21 protein-coding genes are annotated in these 26,984 nt (G+C 49.4%); 14 read left to right on the top strand and 7 right to left on the bottom strand.

The features are described from left to right. Positions 1 to 156 precede the first annotated feature (156 nt). Together ACO5JD_RS03610 and ACO5JD_RS03605 are read left to right on the top strand one after the other, a co-directional pair. A complete protein-coding gene (locus tag ACO5JD_RS03610) occupies positions 157 to 687 on the top strand; it encodes an RNA polymerase sigma factor (protein ID WP_484987658.1) in 531 nt (176 codons plus the stop codon). After that, positions 684 to 1,832, top strand: coding sequence for a DUF4179 domain-containing protein (locus tag ACO5JD_RS03605; RefSeq protein ID WP_484987656.1), 1,149 nt, complete (start codon positions 684 to 686; stop codon positions 1,830 to 1,832). The genes ACO5JD_RS03610 and ACO5JD_RS03605 overlap by 4 nt, the downstream gene beginning before the upstream one ends. 104 nt (positions 1,833 to 1,936) lie before the next feature. Here ACO5JD_RS03605 and nrdG read toward each other — a convergent pair whose 3' ends face one another. Continuing rightward, positions 1,937 to 2,533 (bottom strand): anaerobic ribonucleoside-triphosphate reductase activating protein, encoded by a 597-nt coding sequence (gene nrdG / locus ACO5JD_RS03600; RefSeq protein ID WP_484987654.1) that lies wholly within the window; start codon positions 2,531 to 2,533, stop codon positions 1,937 to 1,939. Positions 2,534 to 2,813: 280 nt separating this feature from the next. On the opposite strand from nrdG, the gene ACO5JD_RS03595 reads away from it, so the two are divergent. The 4 genes from ACO5JD_RS03595 to ACO5JD_RS03580 all read left to right on the top strand — a co-directional run bounded on the left by ACO5JD_RS03595 (position 2,814) and on the right by ACO5JD_RS03580 (position 7,693). Next, complete coding sequence (locus ACO5JD_RS03595) at positions 2,814 to 3,665, top strand: C39 family peptidase (protein WP_484987652.1); 852 nt, start codon at positions 2,814 to 2,816, stop codon at positions 3,663 to 3,665. A gap of 122 nt (positions 3,666 to 3,787) precedes the next feature. Next, positions 3,788 to 4,507 carry a response regulator transcription factor gene (locus tag ACO5JD_RS03590; RefSeq protein ID WP_484987650.1) on the top strand — a complete coding sequence of 240 codons (720 nt, stop codon included), beginning with the start codon at positions 3,788 to 3,790 and terminating at the stop codon, positions 4,505 to 4,507. Next, the gene (locus ACO5JD_RS03585; protein ID WP_484987648.1) at positions 4,504 to 5,853 is read left to right on the top strand and encodes a sensor histidine kinase; all 1,350 of its coding nucleotides are present in this window, start codon (positions 4,504 to 4,506) and stop codon (positions 5,851 to 5,853) included. Before ACO5JD_RS03590 ends, ACO5JD_RS03585 begins: the two co-directional genes overlap by 4 nt. Positions 5,854 to 6,010: 157 nt before the next feature. Beyond that, entirely contained in the window at positions 6,011 to 7,693 is a 1,683-nt protein-coding gene (locus ACO5JD_RS03580; RefSeq protein ID WP_484987646.1) for an InlB B-repeat-containing protein, read from the top strand. Positions 7,694 to 7,800: 107 nt separating this feature from the next. On the opposite strand, the gene ACO5JD_RS03575 is transcribed toward ACO5JD_RS03580, so the two are convergent. Together ACO5JD_RS03575 and nrdD are read right to left on the bottom strand one after the other, a co-directional pair. After that, on the bottom strand, positions 7,801 to 8,946 hold the full coding sequence (locus ACO5JD_RS03575; protein ID WP_035438243.1) for an AAA family ATPase: 1,146 nt from the start codon (positions 8,944 to 8,946) through the stop codon (positions 7,801 to 7,803). A gap of 511 nt (positions 8,947 to 9,457) precedes the next feature. Then, positions 9,458 to 11,686, bottom strand: coding sequence for an anaerobic ribonucleoside-triphosphate reductase (gene nrdD / locus ACO5JD_RS03570; protein ID WP_484987644.1), 2,229 nt, complete (start codon positions 11,684 to 11,686; stop codon positions 9,458 to 9,460). Between the two features lie 382 nt (positions 11,687 to 12,068). On the opposite strand from nrdD, the gene ACO5JD_RS03565 reads away from it, so the two are divergent. The 4 genes from ACO5JD_RS03565 to ACO5JD_RS03550 all read left to right on the top strand — a co-directional run bounded on the left by ACO5JD_RS03565 (position 12,069) and on the right by ACO5JD_RS03550 (position 14,952). Beyond that, positions 12,069 to 12,509 (top strand): hypothetical protein, encoded by a 441-nt coding sequence (locus ACO5JD_RS03565; RefSeq protein ID WP_484987642.1) that lies wholly within the window; start codon positions 12,069 to 12,071, stop codon positions 12,507 to 12,509. Positions 12,510 to 12,603: 94 nt separating this feature from the next. Beyond that, a complete protein-coding gene (locus ACO5JD_RS03560) occupies positions 12,604 to 13,029 on the top strand; it encodes a hypothetical protein (protein ID WP_021625564.1) in 426 nt (141 codons plus the stop codon). 87 nt (positions 13,030 to 13,116) lie between these two features. After that, positions 13,117 to 14,709 carry a DUF262 domain-containing protein gene (locus ACO5JD_RS03555; RefSeq protein ID WP_484987640.1) on the top strand — a complete coding sequence of 531 codons (1,593 nt, stop codon included), beginning with the start codon at positions 13,117 to 13,119 and terminating at the stop codon, positions 14,707 to 14,709. Between the two features lie 24 nt (positions 14,710 to 14,733). Continuing rightward, positions 14,734 to 14,952 (top strand): hypothetical protein, encoded by a 219-nt coding sequence (locus ACO5JD_RS03550; protein ID WP_484987638.1) that lies wholly within the window; start codon positions 14,734 to 14,736, stop codon positions 14,950 to 14,952. Positions 14,953 to 15,487: 535 nt separating this feature from the next. Here the strand turns inward: ACO5JD_RS03550 and ACO5JD_RS03545 are convergent. The 3 genes from ACO5JD_RS03545 to ACO5JD_RS03535 all read right to left on the bottom strand — a co-directional run bounded on the left by ACO5JD_RS03545 (position 15,488) and on the right by ACO5JD_RS03535 (position 20,428). Beyond that, the gene (locus tag ACO5JD_RS03545; protein ID WP_035438214.1) at positions 15,488 to 16,489 is read right to left on the bottom strand and encodes a GGGtGRT protein; all 1,002 of its coding nucleotides are present in this window, start codon (positions 16,487 to 16,489) and stop codon (positions 15,488 to 15,490) included. Positions 16,490 to 16,517: 28 nt separating this feature from the next. Then, positions 16,518 to 17,210, bottom strand: a complete 693-nt coding sequence (locus ACO5JD_RS03540; protein ID WP_021625559.1) for an iron-sulfur cluster assembly scaffold protein — start codon at positions 17,208 to 17,210, stop codon at positions 16,518 to 16,520. A 251-nt stretch (positions 17,211 to 17,461) separates the two neighbouring features. Beyond that, a complete protein-coding gene (locus ACO5JD_RS03535; RefSeq protein ID WP_484987636.1) occupies positions 17,462 to 20,428 on the bottom strand; it encodes an insulinase family protein in 2,967 nt (988 codons plus the stop codon). 81 nt (positions 20,429 to 20,509) lie between these two features. On the opposite strand from ACO5JD_RS03535, the gene ACO5JD_RS03530 reads away from it, so the two are divergent. After that, positions 20,510 to 21,451, top strand: a complete 942-nt coding sequence (locus tag ACO5JD_RS03530) for a DMT family transporter (protein ID WP_232204024.1) — start codon at positions 20,510 to 20,512, stop codon at positions 21,449 to 21,451. A gap of 107 nt (positions 21,452 to 21,558) precedes the next feature. Here ACO5JD_RS03530 and ACO5JD_RS03525 read toward each other — a convergent pair whose 3' ends face one another. Further along, complete coding sequence (locus ACO5JD_RS03525) at positions 21,559 to 22,011, bottom strand: universal stress protein (protein WP_021625556.1); 453 nt, start codon at positions 22,009 to 22,011, stop codon at positions 21,559 to 21,561. A gap of 286 nt (positions 22,012 to 22,297) precedes the next feature. On the opposite strand from ACO5JD_RS03525, the gene ACO5JD_RS03520 reads away from it, so the two are divergent. The 3 genes from ACO5JD_RS03520 to ACO5JD_RS03510 all read left to right on the top strand — a co-directional run bounded on the left by ACO5JD_RS03520 (position 22,298) and on the right by ACO5JD_RS03510 (position 26,500). Continuing rightward, positions 22,298 to 23,215, top strand: coding sequence for an undecaprenyl-diphosphate phosphatase (locus ACO5JD_RS03520; protein WP_035438208.1), 918 nt, complete (start codon positions 22,298 to 22,300; stop codon positions 23,213 to 23,215). A gap of 114 nt (positions 23,216 to 23,329) precedes the next feature. Continuing rightward, positions 23,330 to 24,409, top strand: a complete 1,080-nt coding sequence (locus ACO5JD_RS03515; protein WP_021625554.1) for a 6-phosphofructokinase — start codon at positions 23,330 to 23,332, stop codon at positions 24,407 to 24,409. A gap of 750 nt (positions 24,410 to 25,159) precedes the next feature. Further along, positions 25,160 to 26,500: an ATP-binding protein gene (locus tag ACO5JD_RS03510; RefSeq protein ID WP_484987634.1), complete on the top strand. Its 1,341-nt coding sequence runs from the start codon at positions 25,160 to 25,162 to the stop codon at positions 26,498 to 26,500. The last annotated feature ends 484 nt before the right edge of the window (positions 26,501 to 26,984 follow it).

Below are 26,984 nucleotides of genomic sequence, written 5' to 3'. Positions count from 1 at the left end.
CAGCTCGAAAATATAGCAATTCACTCATTGTCTCAAGCGCGCAGCAGAACTAAATGGTGCTGTTTTTATGGGATTGGTGTCAGCTTTTCGCTGTACGTTCGTATATGCAGTGAGAATGCGCACCTTACCACGACGAGATGTGAAAGGAGGGATGAGATGTCCGAAGAGTATGAAATGTCTAGCATCGAAGCTTGCCGCCTGGTGGATTTGTATGCCGACCTCGTACTTCGTCTTGCCGCCAGTTATTTGGGTCAGATAGCAGATGCGGAGGATATTTGTCAGGACGTCTTGCTAAAGCTGCTGTTACGTTATCGGCGCGGTCAGGCATTTATGGATTCCGAGTACGAACGTGCTTGGGTTATCAGAGTCACCATTAATGCCTGCAAAGATCAGCTCAAAAGTGCTCAGTATTCGCGTGTCGATTCTCTCGATGCCAAGCGCGAATCCACAGGATGGGATCTAGTGGCCCCCGAATATATCGAGCAAAGCTCCGCTTCCAGCAATGTTTTGGCTCAACTTCAGCAGCTGCCACCAGCGTGGCGCATGGCGATTTATCTGTATTACTACGAGAACCTTTCCGCACGTCAGATTGCAGAAATGACCGAAAGCAGTGAAGTTGCAGTTACGGCTCGCCTTAGCCGTGAGCGTCGCCGTCTACGCAAACTTCTAGAGGGGGATGCACGATGAGTACCCAGTTTCGCAACTCTATGGATGAGTTGAAATTCTCTGAGACCGTAAAAGCTCAGATGGCAGAGCATCTTGTCGCTCAAGCAGAGCAGATTGAACAGCGCGAGCGGCTGGCTTTCCAGCAGAATTCCGCGCAGAAAGTAAAGGCTAATGTGATTCCCTTCAAGAAGAAGTCCCATGCTTTGCCGCGCCTTGTGGTGGTTGCTGTTGCTTCCGTAAGCGCCGTACTTATCGCAGGTACTGGCGTCGCTGTTGCTATGGGCATCATTCGTATCAATCCTTCCCTTGCTGCAGCTCAGCTCTTTGGAAAAGAGCCAAAGACCGAGATTGTCAACAAGGTCGGTCGTCCTATCGGTGTATCAGCGAGCAACAATGGCATGACAGTTACCGCTGACTCAATTATTGGCGATGACAGCAGTTACGCTATCGTGTTTTCGCTTGCCAAAGATGATGGCAGTGTCTTTGATATCAAGCCTGACAAAAATGGCCTGCTGCCTCTAGGCTTTGAGGATAGTAGCACCGATCTTAGTACTGGTTTGGTGACTGTTGAACCTGTGATGCATGGACAGTATGGTGCTTCCTATTTCTACGATGCAGATCCTAGCGATAACTCTATCCAGTATGTCGTACAGATGGCAACGGATGCCAAGGTTACTGGTGCTACGATGGACGTTCACCTTAAGAACCTCGCCTGTATGGGTGAAGACGCAGGCAAGACTACTGTGCAAAAGGGCACCTGGGATTTGAGCTTCAAGATGGATTATGAGAATACGGGTCATGATCTCAAAAAGGCGAGCAAGTTTAACTACAACGGACATGCTGCTGAGCTAAGCTCTGGTAGCTTGTCTCCCGTGGCATTGAGTCTTGATTTCACTACTGATGACCGTATGGATGATTTCAGTGATGTGCCTAGTGGCAAGACTCCCGACAAGATGAGCGCCCAAGAGGACAGCTATCTCGAGATACCTATTGAATTGACGATGGTTGATGGACAGGTTATCAAATTTAAGAGTAATGGCGGTGGCATGATTGATCGCAACGCCGAAAAGCAGCAGATCAAGACCTCTATCTGGCTTCCTCAAATCATTGATGTTAACGATGTTGCTCGTGTCAAAGTGGGCGATACAGTCATTCCATTTGCATAGGTCAAGCAAAGTCCTAACTTTGTGTATGATCGCCAATTGTTCGCAACAAAAAGTGCGTTGGCAGCTCGCCAGCGCACTTCTCGGTTTATTTGAATTCCGTCAGGTTACATCGTATGTGTGGAAAAGACAGGTTCGTCTTTCCAGGGGATAACGGGGTGAGCAGGGTCAGTTTTTCGTGCAGCAAGAGTTGCAGGTACATCAATTAGTCTCTGATTAGAAGAACCACGAAAACAAAGGGTAATATCTTTTTTTGCTTGAACAAACGGTCCGTCTACCAGTACATCCAAGCAAGAAACAAAACGCTCGGTCACCTCGGTTACTGGTGAGACACCCAGCTTGTCATAGGGAGGATGTGGTGCGTCTTCACCCATAATTTCCTCCCAAGTAAAGCCTGAATACGACCAGATACTCTTATTTGGACATTCTCGGCGCACACGCTCAAGAAAATCCACCAATCCACGTTGATTGGCTGGTTCGAAGGGTTCGCCACCCAACAGAGTAAGACCTTGGATATAGTCTGGCTTGAGGCTATCGATAATCTGCTGCTGTACTGTCTCATCAAAAGGATTGCCATATTCAAAAGACCATGCCTCGGGATTAAAGCAAAACGGACAGGCGCGACGACAGCCAGACACAAACAGCGTCGTTCTTACGCCAATACCATTGGCAATATCGCAGTATTTAATAGTGGCGTAATTCATGTGCTCTCCTGCCGTAGTAGTCGGTAGCCACAAAGTATAGACCCAAAACTGATTTATACCTACTAGATGATGTGTTTTGTAATAATTCTTTTGACGCTGGTTGAGATGGGACTAAATGTCTAAGGCAAAAAGCCATTTGATTTGCTAGATACGCCTAGGTATTCGAAGTTAAGGAAATCTTTCGAATTTTGCCTCTGGTTCCTTAAAGTGCGGTCAACGGATAATTTGCTTGAGCGATACACCCATGTCGTGAAATGTCCGTATCAGGAAAGGAGGGTGCATGGAAGCCATCCGCGGAGGGTCTGCGCCCTATAACGATGCTGTCTATAAAGGTAGCGCAACGCGCTATAGTCGCAGCGCTTCAACCCTGCAGTCCTACCAGCGTCGTGCGCGCCGCCAACATCGTTATCGCGGCTGGTTCAAGCGTCTCACCATTCTTTTTGTCCTCACACTCATTATTCTTGGAGCCATCTGTTTGCGGCAGGGCTATTTGCCCTGGCAGCGTCCCTCAAAGACAACTCCTGCTGAGCTTGTAAGTCTGTTTGAACGCAATCCCGAAGCCCGCCAGTTTGTTTTGGACTACGACAAGCACCACAACGATCATCCAACTATTGATCTTTCGGAATACGCTCAGAGTAAAATAGTTCCTCTTTTCTTGCAGTGGGACGAGCGCTGGGGCTATACCAGCTATGCTGGTCAGTATTTCGCACTTTCTGGCTGTGGCCCTAGCTGTTTATCGATGGCCTATATCTATCTTACGGGTGACACGTCGATGTCGCCCCTTGCGATGGGCAAGTTTGCAACAGCTCAGGGTTATGCGGTCAATGGTGAAGGCAGTGCTTGGGCGCTCATATTTCAGGGTGGCCGAAAACTAGGCTTAGATGTGACCGAAATCCCCCTGCAAGAGGCACGTGTTAAGGCCAACCTCGAAGTAGGCAACCCTATTATTTGCATCATGGGTAAAGGCGACTTTACCAAGACCGGTCACTTTATTGTCCTTGCAGGTCTCAAGGATGATGGCATCGTGGTATGTGATCCCAATAGCAAAGAACGCTCCAATAAGATTTGGACCTATGACGAGCTTGAGGGCCAGATTCAAAATCTGTGGGTCCTGCGCAAAAGTCAAGTCTGACAAGCAGAACTTAGCGCCTGCAAACTCATATATCCTCGTGAGAAAATAGTCTTGCATGTATACCAGCCGCCCTGACCGCACATTGTCTTGCAATGCAATGGTCTGCTTGAGAAAGAGCTCAGATGTATCGCATTCTTTTGGTAGATGACGACCATGATATTGTTGGTGCACTCAAGATTTACCTGCAAAATCCCGATTATGAGCTGTTTTGTGCCTACAACGGTGAACAAGCTGTTGCGGCGGTAGAACAGGGGATTGAGGCAGGCAGTCCCATCGATTTGGTTTTGCTTGATGTGATGATGCCTGTGATGGATGGTCCGGCGGCGCTGGTGGAAATCCGCAAGCTCAGCAATGTTCCTGTGATTATGCTCACAGCAAAAAGTGAGGATGCGGATAAGGTGCTCGGTCTCGATTTGGGTGCGGATGATTATGTAACCAAGCCTTTTGTGCCTGCGGAGTTATTGGCACGTGTACGTAGCGCATTGCGCCGATACAAGCGCCTAGGCGCAGCTAATCCTCAGGAAGAGGAGGCCACCGCGACGCTTGTCCTTGGTGGCATCGAGCTTGATGACGCAGCAAAAAAAGTTACCGTAGATGGCGAAGCGGTTGCGCTTACGCCCAAAGAATATGACATCTGCCATTTCCTCATGCAGCATCCTGGACGTGTCTACAGTCCCGCTGCAATCTACGAAGCAGTCTGGGGTGCGCCTTCGTATGGCTGTGAAAATACCGTTGCCGTTCACGTGCGTCACCTGCGAGAAAAAATAGAGATTAACCCTGCTGAGCCTCGCTATCTTATGGTGGTTTGGGGCCGCGGCTACAAGATGGGAGGCGCACGGTGAAGCGCAACAACCAGCAAATCCCCAATGAGCATGCCGGTGCTATTTGGGTTTGGCTCATGTGTATTTTGGCGATTATCAGCGTCTTTTTGTTGGTTCCTCTGATCCATGCATTTTTTGTCTATGCCGCATATGGCATGAGCGATTTTCCTGAGGGCTACTACATCATTACCACTCTTGATTGTGCAATGGTGGCTTGCATGCTATTTGTGGCAAAGCATTGGGATATGGTCGACGATATCAAAACCGCTTGGTTGCATCTTTGGCGCTGGGCGCTGGGGTATGCTGTCGTTGTTGTGCTGGTGCTCTTTTGTGGAACTGTAGATATTTTTGCCATACTTTTGATACTGGCAATTTGTTCACTGAGTTTTGTAATGCTGGGTGAACGCCAGGCTCGTCTTGACGAGATAAGCAAGACGGTTAAGCGTCTAGCTGCTGGTGATTTTACGGCGCAAGTGGATGAAAGTTTGATGCGCGGTAATCTTCGTGGGTTTGCAAGTGATGTCAACAGGTTGGCACAAGCTAGCTCGGTAGCTGCAGATGAACGGGCGAAAGCACTGCGCCGGAGCCTTGATGCCGAGCAGGATAAGGTGCGTGCTGAGCGTCTCCGTACCGAGCTCATTGCCAATGTGAGCCATGATCTCAAGACACCGTTAACCTCGGTCATCAACTATGCTGACTTGCTTTCTGCTGAGCTTGCAATTGCTCCGGGGGGTCGCGATGAAGACAAGCTTGAGGAATGCTCTGATGTGCTTGCCCGTCAGTCCCTGCGTCTAAGGAAGCTCATTGAGGATTTAATCGAGGCTTCAAAGGCACAGACGGGCAATATCTCAGTTGCGCTGGCGCCGCTGGATGCTTCTGTGCTGGTAGCGCAGGCGGGTGGTGAGTGGACAGAGCGTTTGGACAAGCAGAACATTCAGCTGATATGTACTACTCCCGATGAGCCGCTGATGATTAAGGCCGATGGTAGGCAGATGGGTCGTATCTTTGACAATATCCTTAGCAATGTGTCTAAGTATGCCATGGCGGGAACAAGAACCTATTTCAGTGCCAAGCCCTCAGCTGAGGGGGGAGTAGAAATTAGCTGCAAGAATATCTCTGCGACGCAATTGAATATAAGTGCGGAGGAACTGCTGGAGCGCTTTGTGCAGGGAGACTCTTCACGCACGACCGAAGGTTCGGGCTTGGGTCTGTCGATTGCTCAGAGCCTGATGGAGTTGCAAGGTGGGAGTTTGAAACTTGCAGTAGATGCAGATCTGTTTTCGGTTATTTTGGTCTTTCCGCCTATTGAGAGACAGCCTGAGCAAAAAACTGAACAAATTTTAGAAACGCTGGAACATTTGACGTAAGGTTTAGCCCTTTTGGGGCATGAATGACTGCTTGAGCTGTGCATTTTTCTTTCAGATAGTTTAAGGTGATGTAACGAGTGCATTTAGTGATGCAGGTGGATGGACGTGTCAACAAATAATTTCGTCCTCCTAAGAGAAAAACAGCAAAGGAACTCGCATGACTCTCAAGCCGCACCTAAGTCGTATTGCCGCAGTGACTCTTGGTCTTAGTCTTGCTCTTGGTGGTATTCCCACCGCAGCGCTTGCCGAAGTCGCACCCATGCCAGAAGATCAGAAGCAAGTTGTTGATGGCAACTACTGGGCCGAGCTGAACTACCACCTGCAGCCTTCCTTCAACGAGGGCAAAGAAGGTCTTGTTATCCCAACCTATCTCAATGAGTTTTTTGAGACCAGCAAAGCAAACTGGGCAAGTGAAAATATCTACAAAATAGCAAACTCAACTTTTGTTTTTCCTAACGCTGGCATTCGTGAAGAGAATAATCAGGAATTCGAAGAGGATGAAAAATTCTGGCTTGATGGCTTCGTAGAAGCATATACCAAGAAACCAGGCGATGAAGGATACTACCCTCATAAAGAGAATCCTAACGAACAATATAACTACTGGAAGGGCGGAGCTCAATGGATGCCCTATGGTCTTGATGAGTACAAGGATTTGATTAAAGACGAAGCAAATGACTACAACATCTATGGTGATATTACTGAGCACAAAATGTCGAGTACAGATATTGCGCAACACAAAGTTGGTGACACCATCAATCTGGATATGAGCGTTAATCTGGAAACTTATCGCAAGGTTATGAATACCATGCTGGTTTCGATTATCAATTCAGAGTTTCCTGCACAAGAGCTCATGAAGCGTAATATGCCAGAAACCGGATTGGCTGTTCAAGACGGTGAGTTGGTATTTGTTCTCGATTTGCCCGAGGGACTTGAAGCAACGGATGCTACGACTTATAAGCTTTCCCAGCTAGACAACTTTACTCTCGCTGCCACGACAGAAAAAGATGGCAAACGCTTAGTAGTAAAGGCGCGTATGAACCAGCCCGCAAATGATTACCAGATGCTCAAAGAGCTATACAGGAAGATTAATGCCATAAATTGGAAGGATATTTCCCTTCATATTGATGGCCTTAAAGTTACAGATAAGGCACCCTTTGACACCAATCTCACAGCAACCGCTTACATGTATGGTGCCTCGGATACCATCATGTCAAGCGATAATGATGCAATCATTAATAAGGATGATTCAGTCGCAGAAAACGATGCACATCAGTTCTCCCGTCTTCCCTACGTCTTTGCTGCCAAGCAGAATACTGAAGGCCGCGATGAGGCAGCTCCTGCAGACGAGCCCAATCTCATGACCTATAGCTTCCGCATTTCCGCTCCTAAGAAGCACAGCGTTACCTTTATCCAAGATGGCAAAGAGCTTAGCAAGGTAAATGTTGAGGACAGCAAAACTATTGCTACTGGCGCAGATGAAGGCCAAGCAATGCCTGCAGATCCCACTAAGGATGGTTATAGCTTTGAGGGCTGGAATACTGTTGCTGACGGCAGCGGCACAAGCTTTACTGCTGATACTCCCGTAACGGAGGATATTACCGTCTATGCCGTGTTTGCAAAGAAGGAAAGTCCCAAGCCCAATCCTGAGCCTAACAAGCCTGATACCAAACCCAGTAAACCTGCCTCCAAGACACATTCCAAGAAAACTACCAAACGTGTGGTAAAGACGCGCAAGTCTGCACTTCCTCAGACAGGTGACGCAGGCGTTTTGGGTGGCACAGCAATGATGGCCCTAGCGGGTGGCTCTGCTCTGCTTGCCTCAAAGAAGTTGAAGAAGTAATTCGAGACTGTCATAGCCTAGAAAAACGGCTCCCAGCATCATTGCTTGGAGCCGTTTTTAGTGAGTTACATGAAAAATTGCCTTGTTATCTGTGGTTATTTGTACTGTCAGCATTCGTGTTTGTCTTGTTTTATAAGATATTCAACGAGGTAGGGGACTGCAAAGCGGACGTGCCCATAACCTGCTGATTCAATGACACGCGCATCAATCAAACTTGCACGGTATTTGCTAACCCAGCTTTGGCTTTTATGTACACGTTCGGCAATATCTGCAACCTTGCTAGCGTGAGGTTGGTCGGGCAACATAGCCATGACAAAGCTTTGTTGAGCAAGGGTTAGACCCTTAAATGCAGGTGCACAGACGGCATCTTCAAATGCCAGTACTGCATCGCGCAGTCCTTCTTTAAAGTCGGTCTCTTCGATCTGTTGGGATCTGCGACTTTCTGCTGCTTGCCACATGTAGTAACCCACGAGTTGCACCATATACGGGTAACCAAATGTCTCCTGTGCAGCATGTAGTGCCAAAGTCGTGTCGATTTGCTTTCCTGAATGTGTTATCGAAGTAATGAATGCATTTTTTACCTCAACAATAGGAACCGGACCCAATTTTCGTTGAACTGCTCGTCGCAAAAAAGTGAGAACTTTGTCATTAAGTAAGTCATCCATGAGCGAAGGAAGTGCAGCAAAGACAAGGGCTATACCCTTTTGGTCTTTATCACTGGCGTTGGTCAAATCTTGGTCGCGGATAACGTGTTGTACGGTAGTGGCAAGCATAGTCATATCTTCCAAAGACGCTGCTTGTGCTTCATCAATAGAAAAGCATATGCCACGTCCAGGCGGGAGTTTCTTGAGGCGCTCGTTAATAGCGCTACGCAAAGTGAGTGCCTGCTGCTCGATGGAAAAATCGACATGACCTAGGCTCAGACTTGCGATATTGCCAATGCCAATGCTTGGTCCTAAATCTGCCCCCGTTACTCGAGGACTTCCTGCAGTTAGTGTCTCTATCATGCGCTCACACATACCAGCGGTTGCGGTTTCTGAAACGAGCTCCCAACCTTGTTGAAGCGCGACTTTTCCAAGTTCTGTGAGCATAACAGTCTTGCCGTAGCCGCGTTGACCCGTCAGCAGCATCAGACGCTCCGGTGCGCCGGCGCCGTTGAGCAGCCCATGTCTGAAATCGTCGATAATTGCCTGACGGCCAATAAGGATGGGAGGGAGTTTTCCCGCTGTAGGTTTAAAAGGATTAATTGCCATGGTGGTCTTCCTTTCGGGGGATGCACGCGGGAGTATGCTGACTTTAACCAAGCTGTTTCGGCTCATACTAACTTATAGTAACTTATACCGATTTGTATCAACTTATGTTCCCTGAGATTGTCTTTATCCACGCTGCTAGGTTCCTTCTTGCCTCTATCTGTGCTACCAGATGCCCATCTCCCGCGTCGCCAAAATTTCGATGGATGGTTCATTTCGAAAGATGATTCATCCTTCGGCCTGCATTCATACAGATGGTTCATCCTTCGGCCTGTATTCACTCAAATGGTTCATCCTTCGGTCTACCGAAAAAAATGACCAGCTGTTTTGTGTACTCCAACTCCGAAACTTGAACCATTTGCGGTTTGTGCCCCATCCTTGAACCATCTGTGGTTTGCATTTGCGGTTTGTATCCTACAAGTGCTTAAAAGAAGCCAGGGAAGCAAAACTTCCCTGGCTCCGAGTCATACATGTGGACGCCGAATGTAGTAGCAGACAGGCACCGTGCTATGCTTTAGAGGTGTAACACACGATCATTAATCTCCTGTGTACGGCCCTGGTTCCAGAATTGGGTGCCAATATAGCCGCAGGTACGACGTGCTACGTTCATCTTGTCCTGATCGCGGTTGTGGCAGTTGGGGCATTCCCACACGAGCTTGCCATCGTCATCGGTGACAATCTGAATTTCTCCGTCATAGCCACAAACCTGGCAATAATCGCTCTTGGTATTGAGCTCGGCATACATGATGTTGTCATAGATGAACTGCATAACGGCAACAACAGCCTCAAGGTTGTCCTGCATATTGGGAACTTCAACGTAGCTGATAGCACCGCCAGGGGATAGACGCTGGAATTCGCTTTCAAACTGGAGCTTGGTGAAAGCATCAATCTTTTCGCTCACATGGACGTGATAGCTGTTGGTGATATAGCCCTTGTCCGTAATGCCAGGGATGATGCCCCAACGGCGCTGTAGACACTTAGCAAACTTATAGGTGGTGGACTCAATGGGCGTGCCATACAGGCTGTAATCGATATCTTCAGCAGCCTTCCACTCAGCACAGCGGTCGTTCATATGCTGCATAACCTGTAGAGCAAAGGGCTTTGCCTCGGGGTCGGTGTGGCTGCGACCAGTCATGAACTTTACGCACTCATAGAGTCCTGCGTAACCCAGTGAGATGGTGGAGTAACCACCATAGAGCAGTTTGTCAATGGCTTCACCCTTGTCAAGACGGGCGAGTGCGCCGTACTGCCAAAGGATAGGTGCTGCGTCGGAAAGCGTGCCTACTAGGCGATCGTGACGGCAACGCAGACCCTTGTGGCAGAGATCCAGACGCTCATCAAAAATCTTCCAGAACTTGTTCATGTCGCCACCAGAGGAAAGAGCAACATCAGGAAGATTGATGGTCACAACACCCTGGTTGAAGCGTCCATAGTACTTGGGCTTGCCAGGGACATAGTTCTTTGCGCGGGAGATGTTGTCATAGCCACCGTTGGCGCTGCGGTCAGGTGTCAAGAAGGAACGGCAACCCATGCAGGTATAGCAATCACCGTTGCCTTCGGTCTCACCAGTAGAGAGCTTGTATTCCTTCATCTTCTTCTCAGAGATGTAGTCGGGCACCATACGTTTTGCGGTGCACTTGGCTGCGAGTTTGGTGAGATAGAAGTAGGGTGTACCTTCGCGGACGTTGTCCTCTTCAAGCACGTAGATAAGCTTGGGGAAGGCGGGCGTAATCCAGACACCCGCTTCGTTACGGACGCCCTGGTAGCGCTGACGCAGCGTCTCTTCAATGATGAGAGCAAGGTCACGCTTGGTCTGCTCGTCGCGCGCTTCACCTAGATACATAAAGACAGTGATGAAGGGTGCCTGGCCATTGGTGGTCATCAGGGTGACTACCTGGTATTGGATGGTCTGGACGCCGCGGGCAATCTCGTCGTGGAGACGCTTCTCGACCATGATTTCGATTTGCTCATTTGAAGCATCAAACCCGATAGATTCCATCTCGGCATAGACCGAACGACGGATCTTTTTGCGGGAGATATCAACAAAGGGAGCAAGATGCTCTAGCGAGATTGATTGGCCGCCATATTGGCAACTGGCAACCTGGGCAATAATCTGGGTTGCAATGTTGCAAGCCGTCGAGAAGGAATGCGGCTTTTCAATCATAGTGCCCGAAATTACAGTACCGTTTTGCAGCATGTCGTCGAGATTGACGAGGTCACAGTTGTGCATGCGCTGTGCGTAATAGTCAGAGTCGTGGAAGTGAATGATACCTTCTTGATGAGCTTTGACAACGTCTTCGGGGAGCAGTTTGCGGTCGGTTAGGTCGCGAGAAACCTCGCCTGCCATGTAGTCACGCTGGACAGAAACGACAGTAGGATTCTTGTTGGAATTTTCCTGCTTTGCTTCCTCATTGTTGGAATCAATCAAAGACAAAATACGGTCATCGGTGGTGTTCTTTTGGCGCTTGAGATTTTGTACATAGCGATAAATGATGTACTTACGGGCCACGGAGAAGCGGTCAAGCTTCATCAGCTGGTCCTCAACGAGGTCCTGAATCTCCTCGACGGACACGGTGTGAGCGAGCTGCTTGCATTCTTCCTCGACGTTGAGAGAAGCAAACTGAACTTCACGGTCGGTGAGTCGCTCGTCGGCAGGCACTTCCTTGTTTGCAGCAAGGATAGCATTGGTAATTTTTGAGAGGTCAAAGGCAACTTCACTGCCATTGCGCTTGATAATTTTCATGCCTGTCTCCTTGCTGAATGGCGCGCTACGCTAGCGCTTTTTGTCTAAGTAAATGATCTGAGATTCTAGTATACACAATCTATTGGGTATCTGGGTGACAATCTATACCACATAATGTGGACAAGTCCTAAAATACTGAAATCAATTGTTGATAGTTTGAAGAAAAGCGGTTGAAAAGCTCTAGAACCCCAGCTAGACGCGTGACGAAAACTTTTCTAGCGCTGTGGCTCATATAAATATTGCATCAGCGTTGCAAGAAAAAATCTTTCTGCTTGCCCGCTCACCGATATATTGTGACCGTGTGCAGGTGTACCACAACAAATAGTGTATACGTAGGTCAGAAGCAACTTCCCAAAGGGGAGGAGAAAGTGAGCCTATCGCTGTGTTTGCAGATAAGTCGAAAATCGTACATCTTGCCTTTGCCCTGCTTGAACTTCCGGGCATAGCTGTCCTAATTTATTTTTGGTTTATCAATTTAAGTGCATATGACATGTCTGCCGATGCGCTGTTCTGGTGCGCAGGTGTTGTTCCGGGGGTTCTGCTTCTGGTTTCACTTATTTTTTGTAGAGGCACAAGTAGGCGCCTCATTCCTGCGCTCTGTTTGCTGTTGTTTATCGAGACTTTTGGCGCCTGTTGTTTCGCGCTTAATTCGTGTTATATGTTCCCTGAATTGATATTGACTGTTAGTAACTCCTACTTTCCTGGCAGGGAGGCAAGCACAATTCTCTGCGTTCTTGCAATTATTGCCACACAAGTGCTTGTACATTATTTTTGCCAATCTTTTTTGAAATTGCCCAATGATCACTCGACAATTGAAAGATGACCTAGTTTTCTTTTCCATACTGAAATGCTTGGGCTGCGCGTTGAAATGTTGACGAAATTCCTTGGTTTTCTGGGACGGTAAAGAGGAAAAAGCCATGTTTGTAAATAAGCCGACAATCCTACATATTGTTTTTGCCTTGGCTGAGATTCCGGGCATTGTGATGGCAATCGATACCTACACAACTCATGCTGACGAAATTGCGGCTATGTCTGGCACTTGGTTATGGTGTGTAGTGATAATCCCAGGATTACTCTTGATATCTTCACTAGTGTTCGGAAAGGGGAAGGGTAGATGGCTTATACCTGCAGTTTGTTTGCTATTTCCTTTTTTTGAATTTGGGATTTTTTTCCTTATTGACACTACAAATTACCTGTTTTCTCGCTTATTCGAGATACAGCCTTTAGATATCTTTTTTTCTCCGGCAGTGTTATTAGTATTTAGCATCCTAGCGATAATTACGACACAAGTGCTGGTGCATTATTTTTGCAAGTCGCTTCCGGAGAAGGCGCCCCAAAAATAGATACGCTGCATTAACTGCTGACTGCTAGACTGGACATGCTGCCAAGATGGTTTGGCGGCATGTCTTTTTTAGCTAAGGAAGCAAATCATGCATGCAGATACCGCGACTATTGTCGGGCTCATTACCCCTGTTAACCTGCGTTTTGTTGTGCCGGTATATCAACGACCCTATACCTGGGGCCAGCGCGAGTGTGCACAGCTTTGGGACGATATGATGACAGTAGGGCGTGCAGCAAAAGATGCACGGCTTCGTAGTGAATATGGTGGACGCACGCTGATGCCACCAAGTCACTTTACTGGTTCAATTGTGTGGGTGCAGGATGGGGCAGTTTCCTCCTCGGGCGTTGAGTCGCGGCTGCTCATTGATGGTCAGCAGCGAGTCACCACGTTGATGCTGGTGTTTGTGGCTCTAGCGCGCTATGCATGTTGCCATCCCGAGCGAGCGTCGCAACTCAGCTTCTCTGCTCAAGAAATACTTGATGATGGCTATCTAACCAACAAACATCGTAATGGCGTTGACCACTACAAGCTGACGCTTTCCAAAGGCGACCGTGCGGTGTTTCAGGTACTTGTTGATGAGCTGGAATCAGGTGAGCAAACAGAGACTGCAGCTGCCTCACCTGTGCCGATAGCGCCTGCAACATCCGAAGGAGATCTGCTTGTCCAGGCAGAAGGCGCAAGTCACCTGCAGGAAAATCTTGCCTATTTTGAGCGTCAGCTAGAAACCGTCGACGCCAATATTATCTGGCTGGGAATTCAGCAGCTACAGGTGGCATCTATTGCACTAACCGAAGGTCAGGACAATCCTCAGCTGGTGTTTGAGTCGATGAATTCCACGGGCAAGGATTTGTCGTCGGCTGATCTTGTGCGCAACTTTATTTTGATGTCAGCTCCGATTGAGAGCCAAGAGTCGCTGTATCGCAGTTTTTGGCGACCGATTGAGCAGTCGCTAGATACTGATAATGGCGCGGAACTTTTTGAGAACTTCTTGCATGACTGGCTAACTGCCAGCTGTGCGCCTCAAACATTTAAGCGCTCTGATATCTATGCGACGTTCAAGCGCTATGTACGTGACAACGGATATAGCAGTGGAAATGCCATTATCACTCTTATCAACCAATTGCGTCGCACCGTGCGTTCTTATGTGCACATCACCCAGGGACGGATAATGGAGGGCTGCGATTCGCGACCTGAAATTGATGCTGCACTCGCAGATTTGCGCAAACTTGGTCAAGCGGATATTAGTCCCCAGACAGCGGTCAATCCTTTGCTACTGTTTTTCTACGACGCCTATGATCAGCAGGATATTGACGCTGCAGTGCTTGAGAGGTCTTTGCGTATTACGGAGTCGTATTTGCTGAGGCGACTTGTATGCAATTGCTCGCCAGAAGGCATGAAGGAATTCTTTTCGCAGTTGATTGCTCGCCTTGAAGGTGTGCGCGCGGTTGGTGGCGACTTTGCTGTGGCCTATGCCAGTTACCTGCTTAATGAAGAGGGTAACTCTCTGCGTTTTCCTGTTGATGATGAGTTTTGCCGTGCGCTTGCTTTGCGCAACGCGGATGATTGGGATGCTACAACGGCAATTGGTTCTGCTTTGCAAATGGGGGACAAGGCGCCTGTGCGCTGGGCATATCCTCAGCTAAGTGAAGCGACGCGGGCAATCTATCGTCGAGGTCTGTAGCTGCGGTTTTTAAGGGGGATTGTAATGAAGAGTGTGCTGATTAAGGATACGACTCCCGAGGAGCGTATGGCTATTGTGGCACAGGGCTTGTCATTTTGTGATGATAGCTCCTGCGAAAATTGCGGTGGTTGCTCGATGGGTGTTGCTTCGGTTGATGCAATGTACAGACCCTACATTAAGGGTAAGCTTGAGCTACGTGAGGTTAATATGCTTCACGCTGCCACAAAGTACACCCACGGTTAAAACTACGATTATCTGGGCGTGAAAACCGCAAATGAGATTGATTGATTTACGGATAAGCCGCGACTAAAGAAGCCACGTTCTGGTTCAGCCACCACGGCCTCGCCTGCCAAAAGCCACACATCGTTTCAGCAATCGCTGCTCCGCTTGCCAAAAGCCACATTCTGTTTCAGAAAAAATGTCAAAAGCCACAGATCTCTTCAATGGCCTTCACGGTGCAGGTAGATTTTTTGGGCGTGAAGAGATGTGTGGCTTTTGGCGAAAAAAGTGAAGTAGAACGTGGCTTTTGACAATTGGCATGAAACAGAGTGTGGCGTTTGGCATCTGGCGTGAAATGAAACGTGGCGTTTGACACTTGGCATGAAATAGAACGTGGCTTTTGGAATTGTAAACCTAATCTATAACCAGATAGATGACCGGCAAAGCAAGCAAATGCAAGATGATGTGGGCACAAAATACCCCCACGGGCGGATGCCTGTGGGGGTATGGGGTGTGGGCGTAATCGTCCACTAATGCGCCTAAGCGCAGAGCAGCTCGCTTATGCCATGGCCTGCTCGACAGCGACAGCGCATGCGACGGTAGCACCGACCATGGGGTTGTTGCCCATGCCGATAAGACCCATCATGTCAACGTGTGCGGGTACGGAGCTCGAGCCAGCAAACTGTGCCGAAGAGTGCATACGACCCATGGTGTCGGTCATGCCGTAGGAAGCAGGACCAGCGGCCATGTTGTCGGGGTGCAGGGTACGGCCCGTGCCGCCACCAGATGCAACAGAGAAGTACTTCTTGCCAGCGAGGACGCGCTCCTTGAAGTAGGTGCCTGCGACAGGATGCTGGAAGCGAGTGGGGTTGGTGGAGTTACCGGTAATCGAGATGTCAACGTTTTCATGCCACATGATAGCGACACCTTCACGGACGTCGTCAGCACCGTAGCAATTAACGGCAGCGCGAGGACCATCGGAGTACTTGGTGGTCTCGACAACGGTCAGCTCACCAGTGAAGTAATCAAACTGGGTCTGAACATAGGTAAAGCCGTTGATGCGAGCAATAATCTGTGCAGCATCCTTGCCAAGGCCGTTCAGGATAACACGCAGCGGCTTCTTGCGGGCCTTGTTGGCGTTGTTAGCAATACCAATGGCGCCCTCAGCAGCAGCAAAAGACTCGTGACCTGCGAGGAATGCAAAGCACTCGGTATCCTCGCCCAAAAGCATTGCGCCTAGGTTACCGTGGCCCAAACCAACCTTACGATCCTCAGCTACAGAGCCAGGAACGCAGAACGCCTGCAGACCTTCGCCGATAGCAGCAGCTGCATCAGATGCGGTCTTGCAACCCTTTTTGATTGCAATTGCGCAGCCTGCAGTGTATGCCCATGCGGCGTTTTCAAATGCGATGGACTGAACATCAAAGACAATTTTGCGAGCATCGATGCCCTTGTCCAGACAAATCTGCTCAGCCTCTTCGAGACTGGAAATGCCATAACTATCGAGCACCTTGGTAATCTTTGCGATACGGCGCTCGTAACCTTCAAATGTGACTGCCATAAGACGTGCCTCCTTTTCTTTCCCCAAGTTACTCGGCACGGGGGTCGATGACCTTGGCGGGCGCGTCCCACTGACCGTAGCGGCCCTTTGCCTTTTCGAGCGCCTCGTTTGCATCGGTACCAGCCTTGACGTCATCCATGAATTTGCCGAGGTTGACGAACTCAAAGCCGATAATCTCGTCCTTCTCGTTGAGGGCGATGTGGGTGATATAGCCCTGGGTCAGCTCAAGATAACGGGGACCCTTGGCCGCGGTGCCATAGGTGGTGCCCACCATGGAGCGCAGACCTTTGCCGAGGTCGTCGATACCAGCGCCGATAGGCAGGCCATCCTCGGAGAAAGCAGTCTGGGTACGACCATAGACAATCTGCAAGAAAAGCTCGCGCATAGCAACGTTGATAGCGTCGCAGACAAGGTCGGTGTTGAGAGCCTCAAGAATGGTCTTCTTGGGAAGAATCTCGGCAGCCATAGCAGCGGAATGAGTCATGCCCGAGCAGCCGATGGTCTCGACTAGGCATTCTTCGATAACGCCAGCCTTGACGTTAAGCGAAAGCTTGCAAGCACCCTGCTGGGGGGCGCACCAACCAATGCCGTGCGTATAGCCAGAGATATCCTCAATTTTCTTGGCCTGAACCCACTTTCCCTCCTCGGGAATCGGGGCAGGACCATGGTATGCACCCTTGGCAACCGGGCACATCCTCTCCACTTCCGCTGAATACTGCATATAGCACTCCTCTCCAACGTCGACGATGCCGAGCAAAACCCGACATCCCGTCTGTGTCTCGTCAGGAAAACCGCCGAGACCTGAGCCAAATGCCCCCTTACAGGCGGCTCATACAAGTTAATTTTATGACAGAGAGAGCCTCCGTGGGTGCAGCATTCGCTGAAATACCCACAGAGGCTCGATAAAGGTGCAAAAAATGATGCCAAACCGCACTCATATGGCGAAGCAAAACGTATAACGCAGTGCGGCAGCTAGTTTGCTTCATCCATCAGTTGCGTGAGCGTTAGGTTCAGCTGTGACTCCTTGAGCTTGTCTTTGCCGCCAAAGACTACAACGCTGCGGTGATCGTGCAGCTCACTTAAGGGTACTGCCATCGCACGCAAATCTTCGGCGGTGGTGGCTAGCATCTGATTGCGCACATCATGGCGCCAACCTTGCGGCTTGCCAGCAAACCTCTGCGAATCTTGACGACGTGCAATCTGGCGAGGCTTGAGTGGCGTGTCATGACTAGCGACACTAGAGACGATGTAACCTTCAAGTTCGTCTTCACCACCGCTCCATTGGGCAAGCCATGCACTCGCGCCCTCGTAGCGAGCAATTGTGTCATCAATACCAGGGTCACGGTAAGACCAGAACTGGGTCACACCCGTGCTGCCATGTTGGAAACCAGTGCCGTAGGCACCTCCCTTGACACGGACTTCGTTCCACAGATAGTCAAAAGAAAGCGCACGCGAAGCCACTGTCCAAGCGCCCAAGCTGCAGTTATCTGCCATAGAGCGCGGCTGCGCTTCGCCAACGTAGCAAACATCGGAAGGAATGATATAGCCTTGGCGCATTGGTGTGTCGGGGTCGGGAAGAGCGATTTCTAGCTGATGTGCGGCGGTTTGCTTGCCTGCTTTGGTAAGGCCCAGCGTGCCGCCCAACTCCCAAAAACGTTTGCGACTATCAGCGCTACCAGCAAAGCTGACACTCACTTCATCTGCAGTAAATATACGCTGTGTGATGTTGGTGAGCGTGTTTACCAGGGCGTCTTTGTGCTCATCCCAGTGGGCAAGCAGATCTTTGAGGAAAAGATAGTACTCCACACCGCCCATTTGTGCAGTTGCCTTTGCAGCTGCTGAGTAGTGCGTGGCAAGTGCTGCCATTGCGGCACGGTGACCTGCGCCGATGAAGTTTTGCTCCATCGCAATACGGTGCTGTACCAGCAAGTTGTAGATACGATCCGTGTCGGTGTAGAGGGTCTTGCTCCAGACCTCGGCAGGTAGAGTGGCCAGTGCCGCCGTTTTGTCTGCCAAAGCAGAAGCGCGTACAACCAGTAGCGGGTGCACAAAGCTGGGGTCTTCATCTCGGCCATAGGCTTCGACGCTAAAGCTCAAGAAGCCCAGCTCGCGCTCGATAAGCATGTCTAGTGCCGAAGCGTCATGCTCTGTGGTATCGAGTTTGCCAAGCAAATCGGTGAGCATACTAACATAGGGCAGCTCATCAAAGCTAAAGCGACGCAGATCAAAGTAGTGCCAGACGTAATCAATGCCGTGAGTATCTAAATCATAGGCATAGCAGGGCAGAGCCGCTGTTTCATCCAGCGTAGCCAGCGTTTCCTCGGGTACGTCTTTGATATCCGAAACGTGCAGGCGAGGCAAAAGCGCAATATCTTCGGGAGCGTCAGGGGCTTCCTGCTTGGCACGAAGGGCTGCAACCTCGTCAGCTATGGCGGCCAGTTGATCGGCAGACATCTGCGCGCGCAACTCGGCCAGCTCTGCGACCTCTGCATTTGCAGCACCTTCGTCGGTGGGTACTAGCTCTACAGCACAGGAATGCTGGGAATGAACAACCATCTCATCAAGCAGCTGTTCAAAGCCGCCCGTTTTGACTGCATCCTTGAGTTGTGCGAGCGCGTCCTCGTAATGGAGATATGCCACAGGGTCATCATCGTTGTAAAGCCAGCTTGACATAACCTGCATCGACAGGGCAACACCATCAGCGTAGACACCCCAATCGCCTTCGCGTAGATTAAATTCTGCCTGAGCAAGTGATGCCTCTAGGCGTTCGCGCTCGATGCCCTCAGCAACTAGACGTGCACAGGTATTTTCAACAAGCTCACGGAACTGCTTAGCCACGCCTGGCTTTGCTCCTTTGAGCTGGAAGATAACCTGAGGCTGTAGTTCGGCATCAATCAACGTGGCATTAAAGTCTTGGCCAAGACCCGCTTCGAGTACGGCACGCTTGAGCGGAGCCTCATTGGAGCCCGCCAAGGTGTCAAGCAGTACATCTGCTGCTAGCACACGTTTGCGCTGGTCAGCGGTTGCAAATACGTAAGCCAGCGAGACAGAGGCATTCTCGGGGGCTGTCGCCATTTTGATTTGAGAAAGTCCTGCTTGGACAGGGGCTTGCATCGGCAGTACGTTGGGCTTGCCAACGCCACGATCAACAGCTTGCTCAAAACGTTTGTTGATAAAGGCAAGCTCGCGCTCAATATCAAGGTCACCATACAAAATGGTGTAGCTGTTGGCGAGATTGTAGTGGCGCGCATGCGTGTTGATGAACTGCTCGTAGCTGAGCTGAGGGATATATCGCGGATCTCCGCCAGAGACAAAACGGTAGGGAGTATCGGGGAAGAGCGCGCGACTGACCTGCTCAAATACGATTTCATCAGGATCAGATAGGGCGCCTTTCATCTCGTTAAAGACAACACCGTTGTAAATAAGTTGGGCGTCGTCACCTTCGCCGGCAAGTTCGTAGTGCCAGCCTTCCTGCTCAAAAATGCGCGGGCGCTGGTAGATGGCAGGATGCAGCACGGCATCCAGATAAACATCCATGAGATTCTCGAGGTCGCGCTCGTTGGTTGACGCTACGGGATACATGGTTTTGTCGGGAAAAGTCATCGCGTTCAAGAAGGTCTGCATGCTCGTCTTAATTAAATTGACGAAAGGCTCCTTGACAGGAAAACGATCCGAACCACACAACACTGAATGCTCAAGGATATGGAAAACACCCGTGTCATCAGCAGGTGGCGTTTTGAAACTGATGGCAAATGACTTGTTGACATCGTCGCAAGCCAGCCAGAGCGCACGTGCGCCGCTCGCGTCATGACGTAGCTCATAGCCAGTGGCTGAGAGCTCGGGGATAGGATGAATTGCGGTGACGCTAAAGCCCGAATGCTTGCTGCCAACCACAAGTTTGGGGTTGGGAATAGTGAAGTCCTTCTTATCCTGTTGCATGAGGTCCTCCAAGCGGTGTATTGGTGCTATTGTGCTTTAGGTTTTGTGCACTTATTTATGATACCCAGAGATGAGATGCCCATGCTTGAACCTCAGCCTCAATCGACGCCTTCAGGAAAAATCGAGGCGCCAACTCCCGATCCCACGGGACGCGCACTGCTGCGCGGCGTGTTTATTACGCTGCTTGGAGGCGCACTTTGGGGTGCAAACGGTACCGTGTCCAAATTTTTGATGGATGCCTATAACGTTGACCCTTTGTGGTTGGCTTGTGTACGTGAGCTGACTGCGTGCTGGTTATTTTTAGCTGTGGCGCTGTTGCGCAATCGCCGTCGTCTGATAGATGCCCTGCATAGTCCGCGTGACCTTTGGGGAATTTTGCTTGTGGCGTTGGGTGGCATTATATTTTCGCAGGTCGCCTACCTTGAGGCCATTGATTGGACTGACTCGGGTACGGCGACGGTGTTGCAGTCGCTAGAGATGCCCATGGTGCTGGTGTATGTGTGCCTTACTACGCGCCGCAAGCCGCGCAAACGTGAAGCACTCGGTCTATTCCTCGCGCTGGTGGGTACGTATTTAGTGGCAACCGCGGGTGTGCCCACTCAGATGAATCTGCAGCCTCAAGGTCTTATTTGGGGTTTGATTTGTGCTGTTTCCGCTGCTATTTTGGCTATTTTGCCAGCGCGTATGATGCGCCGCTGGGGCAATTTTGTGGTCAATGGTTTGGCTTTTTTGATGGCAGGAGTGCTACTTTCGGCTTATGTGCGTCCCTGGGAAAATATGCCCGCACTTGACTGGATTGGCTGGCTGGGCGTCGTGTTTTCTGTGGTTATCGGTACCTTTGGCGCCTACGGTCTCTACCTGCAAGGTGTCAAAGAAGTCGGCTCGGTGCGAGGTTCGCTGCTTGCGACTTCCGAGCCTGTGGTGGCAACCATTACATCGATTGTCTTTCTTGGTGCTACTTTTTCTGGAGCAGAGCTGTTGGGCTTTGCTTTGATTATCATCACCGTATTTTTGACTGTATAGCTGCATATAGCCCCGCAGCTGCGTATAGCCCTACAAACCGCATAATAAAGTCGCGCAGCTTGCAGGGCTTGTGGCAACTTAATGTCAGACGCTACTTCAGTCAGGCGTTACTTCACCACAAGAGTGTCGACCTTTGCGGTCCTAATCAAGAAGGTCGAAATCGAGCCAAGCAGAACATATTTGATTGGCGACAATCCGCGCGCGCCGCACACCACTAAATCAGGATTGATTTCGTCAAGCATCTCATCCTTGAGCGTTTCGCGGATGCGCCCCGCCTTGACAATAACCGTGACTTTTTTGATGTTGGGTTCTGCTTGTGCCTTGGCGATTTGCTCGGCGATAGAATTGCGGAAATCCTCTTCAAGGGCGGAAATGAGACCCGATGGATAGGTCCCTGTGGTTTCTAGCGCAGTCGAGTCGATGACATGACCAATGTAGAGCTCTGCGTTATCATTTGCCGCTGTTGTGATTGCACGATCGAGCACCTTATATTGCAGGTCAGTTCCATCCAGTGCTACAAAAATCTTGTCATAGCCGAGGTCAGTGTAAGTCTTTGTCATCGTAATCCCCCGCTTTCCGTAGAGTATCTATTAACTAGAGTTTACCCAGCTGGCAGATGATAAGTTTGTCCGTGGATGCTCTAGACGGTAGGCGGTCGGTGTTTTTCCGTGGCAGTTCGCTGGGGGCGGGTGGATGGCGGCTGACTTGTCCTACATTGGTAAGCAAAGATAGTCAAGCAAGGCATCTGCAGTCTGCACGTGCGCGGTATCTATGGTTGTGCTCGTTATGGCGGGCCGCCTGTAGCAGCAAGACGCAATGCAGCCAAAAACTAGCGGGGGTGTGTCCATGGATATGATTGAACTGCTCAAAGCTGTACTTTTTGGTTTAGTAGAAGGTATTACCGAGTGGCTACCCATTTCATCGACGGGTCATATGCTGTTGCTCGACCAGTTTGTTAAGCTCAATGTGTCCAAAGATTTTTGGGATATGTTTTTGGTAGTCATTCAGCTGGGAGCAATACTTGCGGTTTGCGTGCTTTTCTTCCATGCACTCAATCCCTTTTCAGGCAAGAAAAGCTCCGATGAGCGCCATGATACTTGGCGGCTTTGGGCACAGATTATCGTTGCTTGTATTCCTGCAGCTGCAATTGGCATTCCGTTGGACGACTGGATGGAAGCTCACCTAGGCAGTCCTTTTGTGATTGCCGCTGCGCTTATTGTCTATGGTGTTCTTTTTATTGTGATCGAGTCTCGTCGTGATAGTCGTGCGCAGCAGTTGGCTGCTCGTGGAAGTTCTGCTCGTCATATGGCGACTCCCGTGACAAGCAATCCCAGTGAACTTGCCGATGCTGATGCGCGTGTAACGGATGTACGTCATATGCCCTGGTTGACGGCAATAGGTATTGGTATTTTCCAGGTACTTTCGATTGTGCCAGGTACCTCACGCTCGGGCTCAACCATCATCGGTGGCCTGCTTTTGGGTTGCTCGCGTACGGTTGCGGCGGAGTTTACCTTCTTTTTGGCAGTGCCTGTAATGGTGGGTGCCAGTGGCCTGCGTTTGGTGAAGTTTTTCCTCAAAGGCAATAGCTTTGCTCCGAATGAACTAACGCTGCTGCTCGCTGGCTGTGCAGTTGCTTTTGTGGTGTCTTTGCTTGCTATTCGTTTCTTGATGGGTTTTGTCAAAAAGCACAATTTCAAGCCTTTTGGTTGGTATCGAATCGTGCTGGGTGTGGCCGTGGTGGCGTACTTCTTGCTTGTGCACTAAGTTCTGCTTGTCTGGCTTGTCTGCGGCGTACAATAGAGCTACGACTGTACTGAGTTTGTGAGTCGGTACCAGCAAAAATGACAGTAACGGCGATGTGAGAGGGAAGAGGACCATATGCTTCGAGTCGGTATGCTCACCAGCGGTGGTGATTGCCAAGCGTTGAACGCAACCATGCGCGCCATTGTACGTACGGTTACCAACGAATGCAAAGATCAAGTCGAGTTTTATGGTTTTCTCGATGGCTATCGTGGGCTGATGTATGGTCAGTATCGCAAACTCGAGTGGCAGGATGTGAGCGGTCTGCTGACTACGGGTGGCACCATTTTGGGCACCAGCCGTACGCCGTTTAAGCTGATTCATGAACCCGATGAAAATGGTCTTAACAAGGTTGAGGCCATGAAGAAGACTTACAAAAAACTGCAACTTGATTACCTGTGTGTACTGGGTGGTAACGGCTCACTCAAGACGGCAAATCTGCTGAATGAGGAAGGGCTGCGTGTTATCGGTCTGCCAAAGACGATTGATAACGACACTTGGGGTACTGATATGACCTTTGGTTTCCCCTCGGCTATCGATATTGCGACCAAGGCGATTGACGATATCAAGACAACCGCAAGCTCGCACGGTCGTGTCTTTGTTATCGAGATTATGGGTCATAAGGTGGGCTGGATTCCACTGTATGCAGGCGTTGCAGGTGGTGCTGACGTTATTTTGATTCCTGAGATTCCATACGATCTCGATAACGTCGTTGAGGCCATCGAGAAGCGCGAAAAAATGGGCGGGCGTTTTGCCATTGTTGTGGTGGCCGAGGGTGCCATCACCAAGGGTGAAAAGATGCTCAACAAGAAGGAGTACAAGGCAGCAGTTGCTCAGAGGACTGATCCTTCTGTTGCATATGCGCTTGCGCGCGAGATTGAGTTGCGTACGGGTCGCGAGACGCGTGTGGCTATTCCGGGCCATACTCAGCGCGGTGGTGCACCTGATGCGCAGGATCGTATTTTTGCTTCCCAGTGTGGTGCGGTTGCTGGACATGCGCTGGTCAACGGTGAGTATGGTTTCTTGGTTGCACAGGTGGCAGGCAAGATGAAAAAGGTGCCATTGGCCGATATTGCTGGCAAGCTCAAGTATGTTGACCCCGAGAGCGACCTTGTGCGCGAGGCGCGCGAGCTGGGTATTTCTTTCGGCGACGAATAGCTGCTGTACTACGCCGGCAAGTACGTTGCGCTGGCGGGTATGTTGGCGTCGAAGGTGTGTGACGTTGGCAAGTACATTGCGCTGCGAGTACGTTACGCTGTGGGTACGTTGCGCTGCAAATACGTTACGCTGCACGGCGCGCGCGAAATTGCGCTTTTAAATAACGCTTCAACCCTGTTGGCCTTGCGTCAGCAGGGTTTTCTTGTCCTGCTTGGTACGCTTTTGAACCCTTTGCCATAACGTAGTCACATCAGGTTCAATATGCTCCCTTTTACTCGCATTTCCCCACAGGCGGTTCAATAAACACCCTTTTTTCCACATCGGGTTCAAAAAGCACCCTTACAACAATTTTTACCTGGCCTTTTCCCGCGCACTCGGTACGCTTTTGAACCGCCTGCATTAAATGGAAGACAACGGGTTCAACATGCACCCTTGCGCTAATTTTTACCTGCCGTTTCTCGAGTCGTTTGGTACGGTTTTGAACCGCCTGCGGAAAGTAGCTACAACGGGTTCAAGAAGCACCCTCAGTAAAAAATTGAGTAGTGCTTTTGTGGAAGCAAAGCGACGGCATCAAACCGTTTACGGAGGTCTGTAACGTTTTCGATCTGTCTGCGGCAGTTTGGGGCACTACTGTTGCATAGCCATATATATTGCGAAAACGTATTTTTTCGGCAAAGTTACCTTGCGAAATTACCAATTTACCAATTACAATATATTGCGAAATCGTAATTATATTCTATGGTGATAAAAATGTTCAAAAGGAAAGCCTACAGCAAACTGCTGGAGTGGAAGAAGAATTATGCAGATAAATATGCTGCGCTGCTAGAAGGCCCCCGGCGAGTGGGCAAAAGCACCATAGCAGCTGCTTTTGCTGAGGAAGAATATGACTCTTACATAATTATAGATTTTGCCAATATCACCAAAGAACTGTTGGCCGTATTTGATGACTTGGCAAATCTTGATTTGTTCTTCTTGCGCTTGCAGGCTCAGACCAACGTTACCCTCGTACCAAAGAGGTCTGTTATCGTTTTTGACGAGATCAAACTGGCGCCGAAGGTTCGCCAAGCTATTAAATATCTCGTTGCAGATGGACGATACGAATATATCGAGACCGGTTCGCTTATATCTATAAAAAAGAATGTAAAAGATATAGTGATTCCTTCTGAGGAGCATCGGATTCCCGTATATCCCATGGATTACGAGGAGTTCTCTTGGGCACAGGGAAAGAATAGCTTTGATGTTCTCCGTCAGATATTGGCTTTGGGAAAGCCTGTTGGCGATGCAACAAATAGAGTTCTTATGCGAGATTTCCGTATTTATATGGCAGTTGGCGGTATGCCTCAAGCGGTAAATGCCTTTGTTCATGGTGAGAATTTTGAAACCATCGATCATATAAAACGAGAAATTATAGAGCTATACAAGGCAGACTTTAAAAAAATTGATTCTAGTGGACGTACTTCAGCAATATTTGAAGCAATTCCCGCACAGCTTGCGGCAAAAAAGAATCAGTTTCGTATATCAGCGGCTACGGGTAAGCGTCTTACAAATAAGGATAATGAGCGTCTCTTTGATTTACTGGATTCCAAGACTGTCCTTCCTTGCTACAACGTTACAAATCCTAGCTTGGCATTAGCTCAGACAAAAGATTTTGAATCATACAAGTTATATCTAGCTGATACTGGTTTGTTTGTAACTATGATGTTCAACAGCGAGAGTCATATTAATGCAAATATTTATGTAAAGCTTTTGAGTGACAAACTTTCTGCTGATTTAGGGTATCTATACGAAAATGCAGTTGCACAAACGCTTGCAAGTTTAGGTAAAAATTTGTACTACCACAGCTGGACACCCAAAGGAAAAAGTCATTCATACGAGGTTGATTTTTTGCTTGCAGATAAAGCAAAGATTGTCGCTATAGAAGTAAAATCTTCCAACGCAAACAACCATAAATCAATTGATGAGTTTGCCAAGAAATACTCGGGTGTTATCTCTAGGCGTATTCTTTTTTCTCAAAAGGACACATCACATAAGGATATGCTCGAGCTAAAACCACTTTACTTAGCGCCAGCCATTTTGGAAGAGATTGGCTAATACGTTTCATTTTTGGGTGGTAGCTTTCAGTATCCACAGATGGTTCAAACTTCGAATTCAGTGACCGCAAAAGCAGGTAATTTTTTTCGCAAGTTCGAAAGTTGAACCATCTTGTTAAAGTGGCCGCAACGGGTTCAAGAAGCACCCTTTTATCCACATCGGGTTCAATATGCACCCTTGCGGTAATTTTTACCTGGGCTTGAGCCGTTTGGTACGCTTTTGAACCGCCTGCCATAAATGCCATGCATCGGGTTCAAGAAGCGCCCTTTACTCGTAGCAAGACCGCCAGCTTGAATATGCATGTTGCGCTGCTCGTTATTACGCTGCTTATAAAAGGCGCACGCGCCCGCATACCAGCCACGCCTGCAGACATGCCTCTCGGCGGCAAAGTTTGCTAAAGCAAAAAATTTTTACTTGCGCTAATTCATCTATCCCGAATTCCGAAGCAAATTTTAGCAAATAGGGTCATCTACCTGTGTAGATG

It is taken from the genome of Olegusella sp., assembly GCF_057238325.1.
This window is presented reverse-complemented; position numbering and strand designations above follow the sequence as displayed.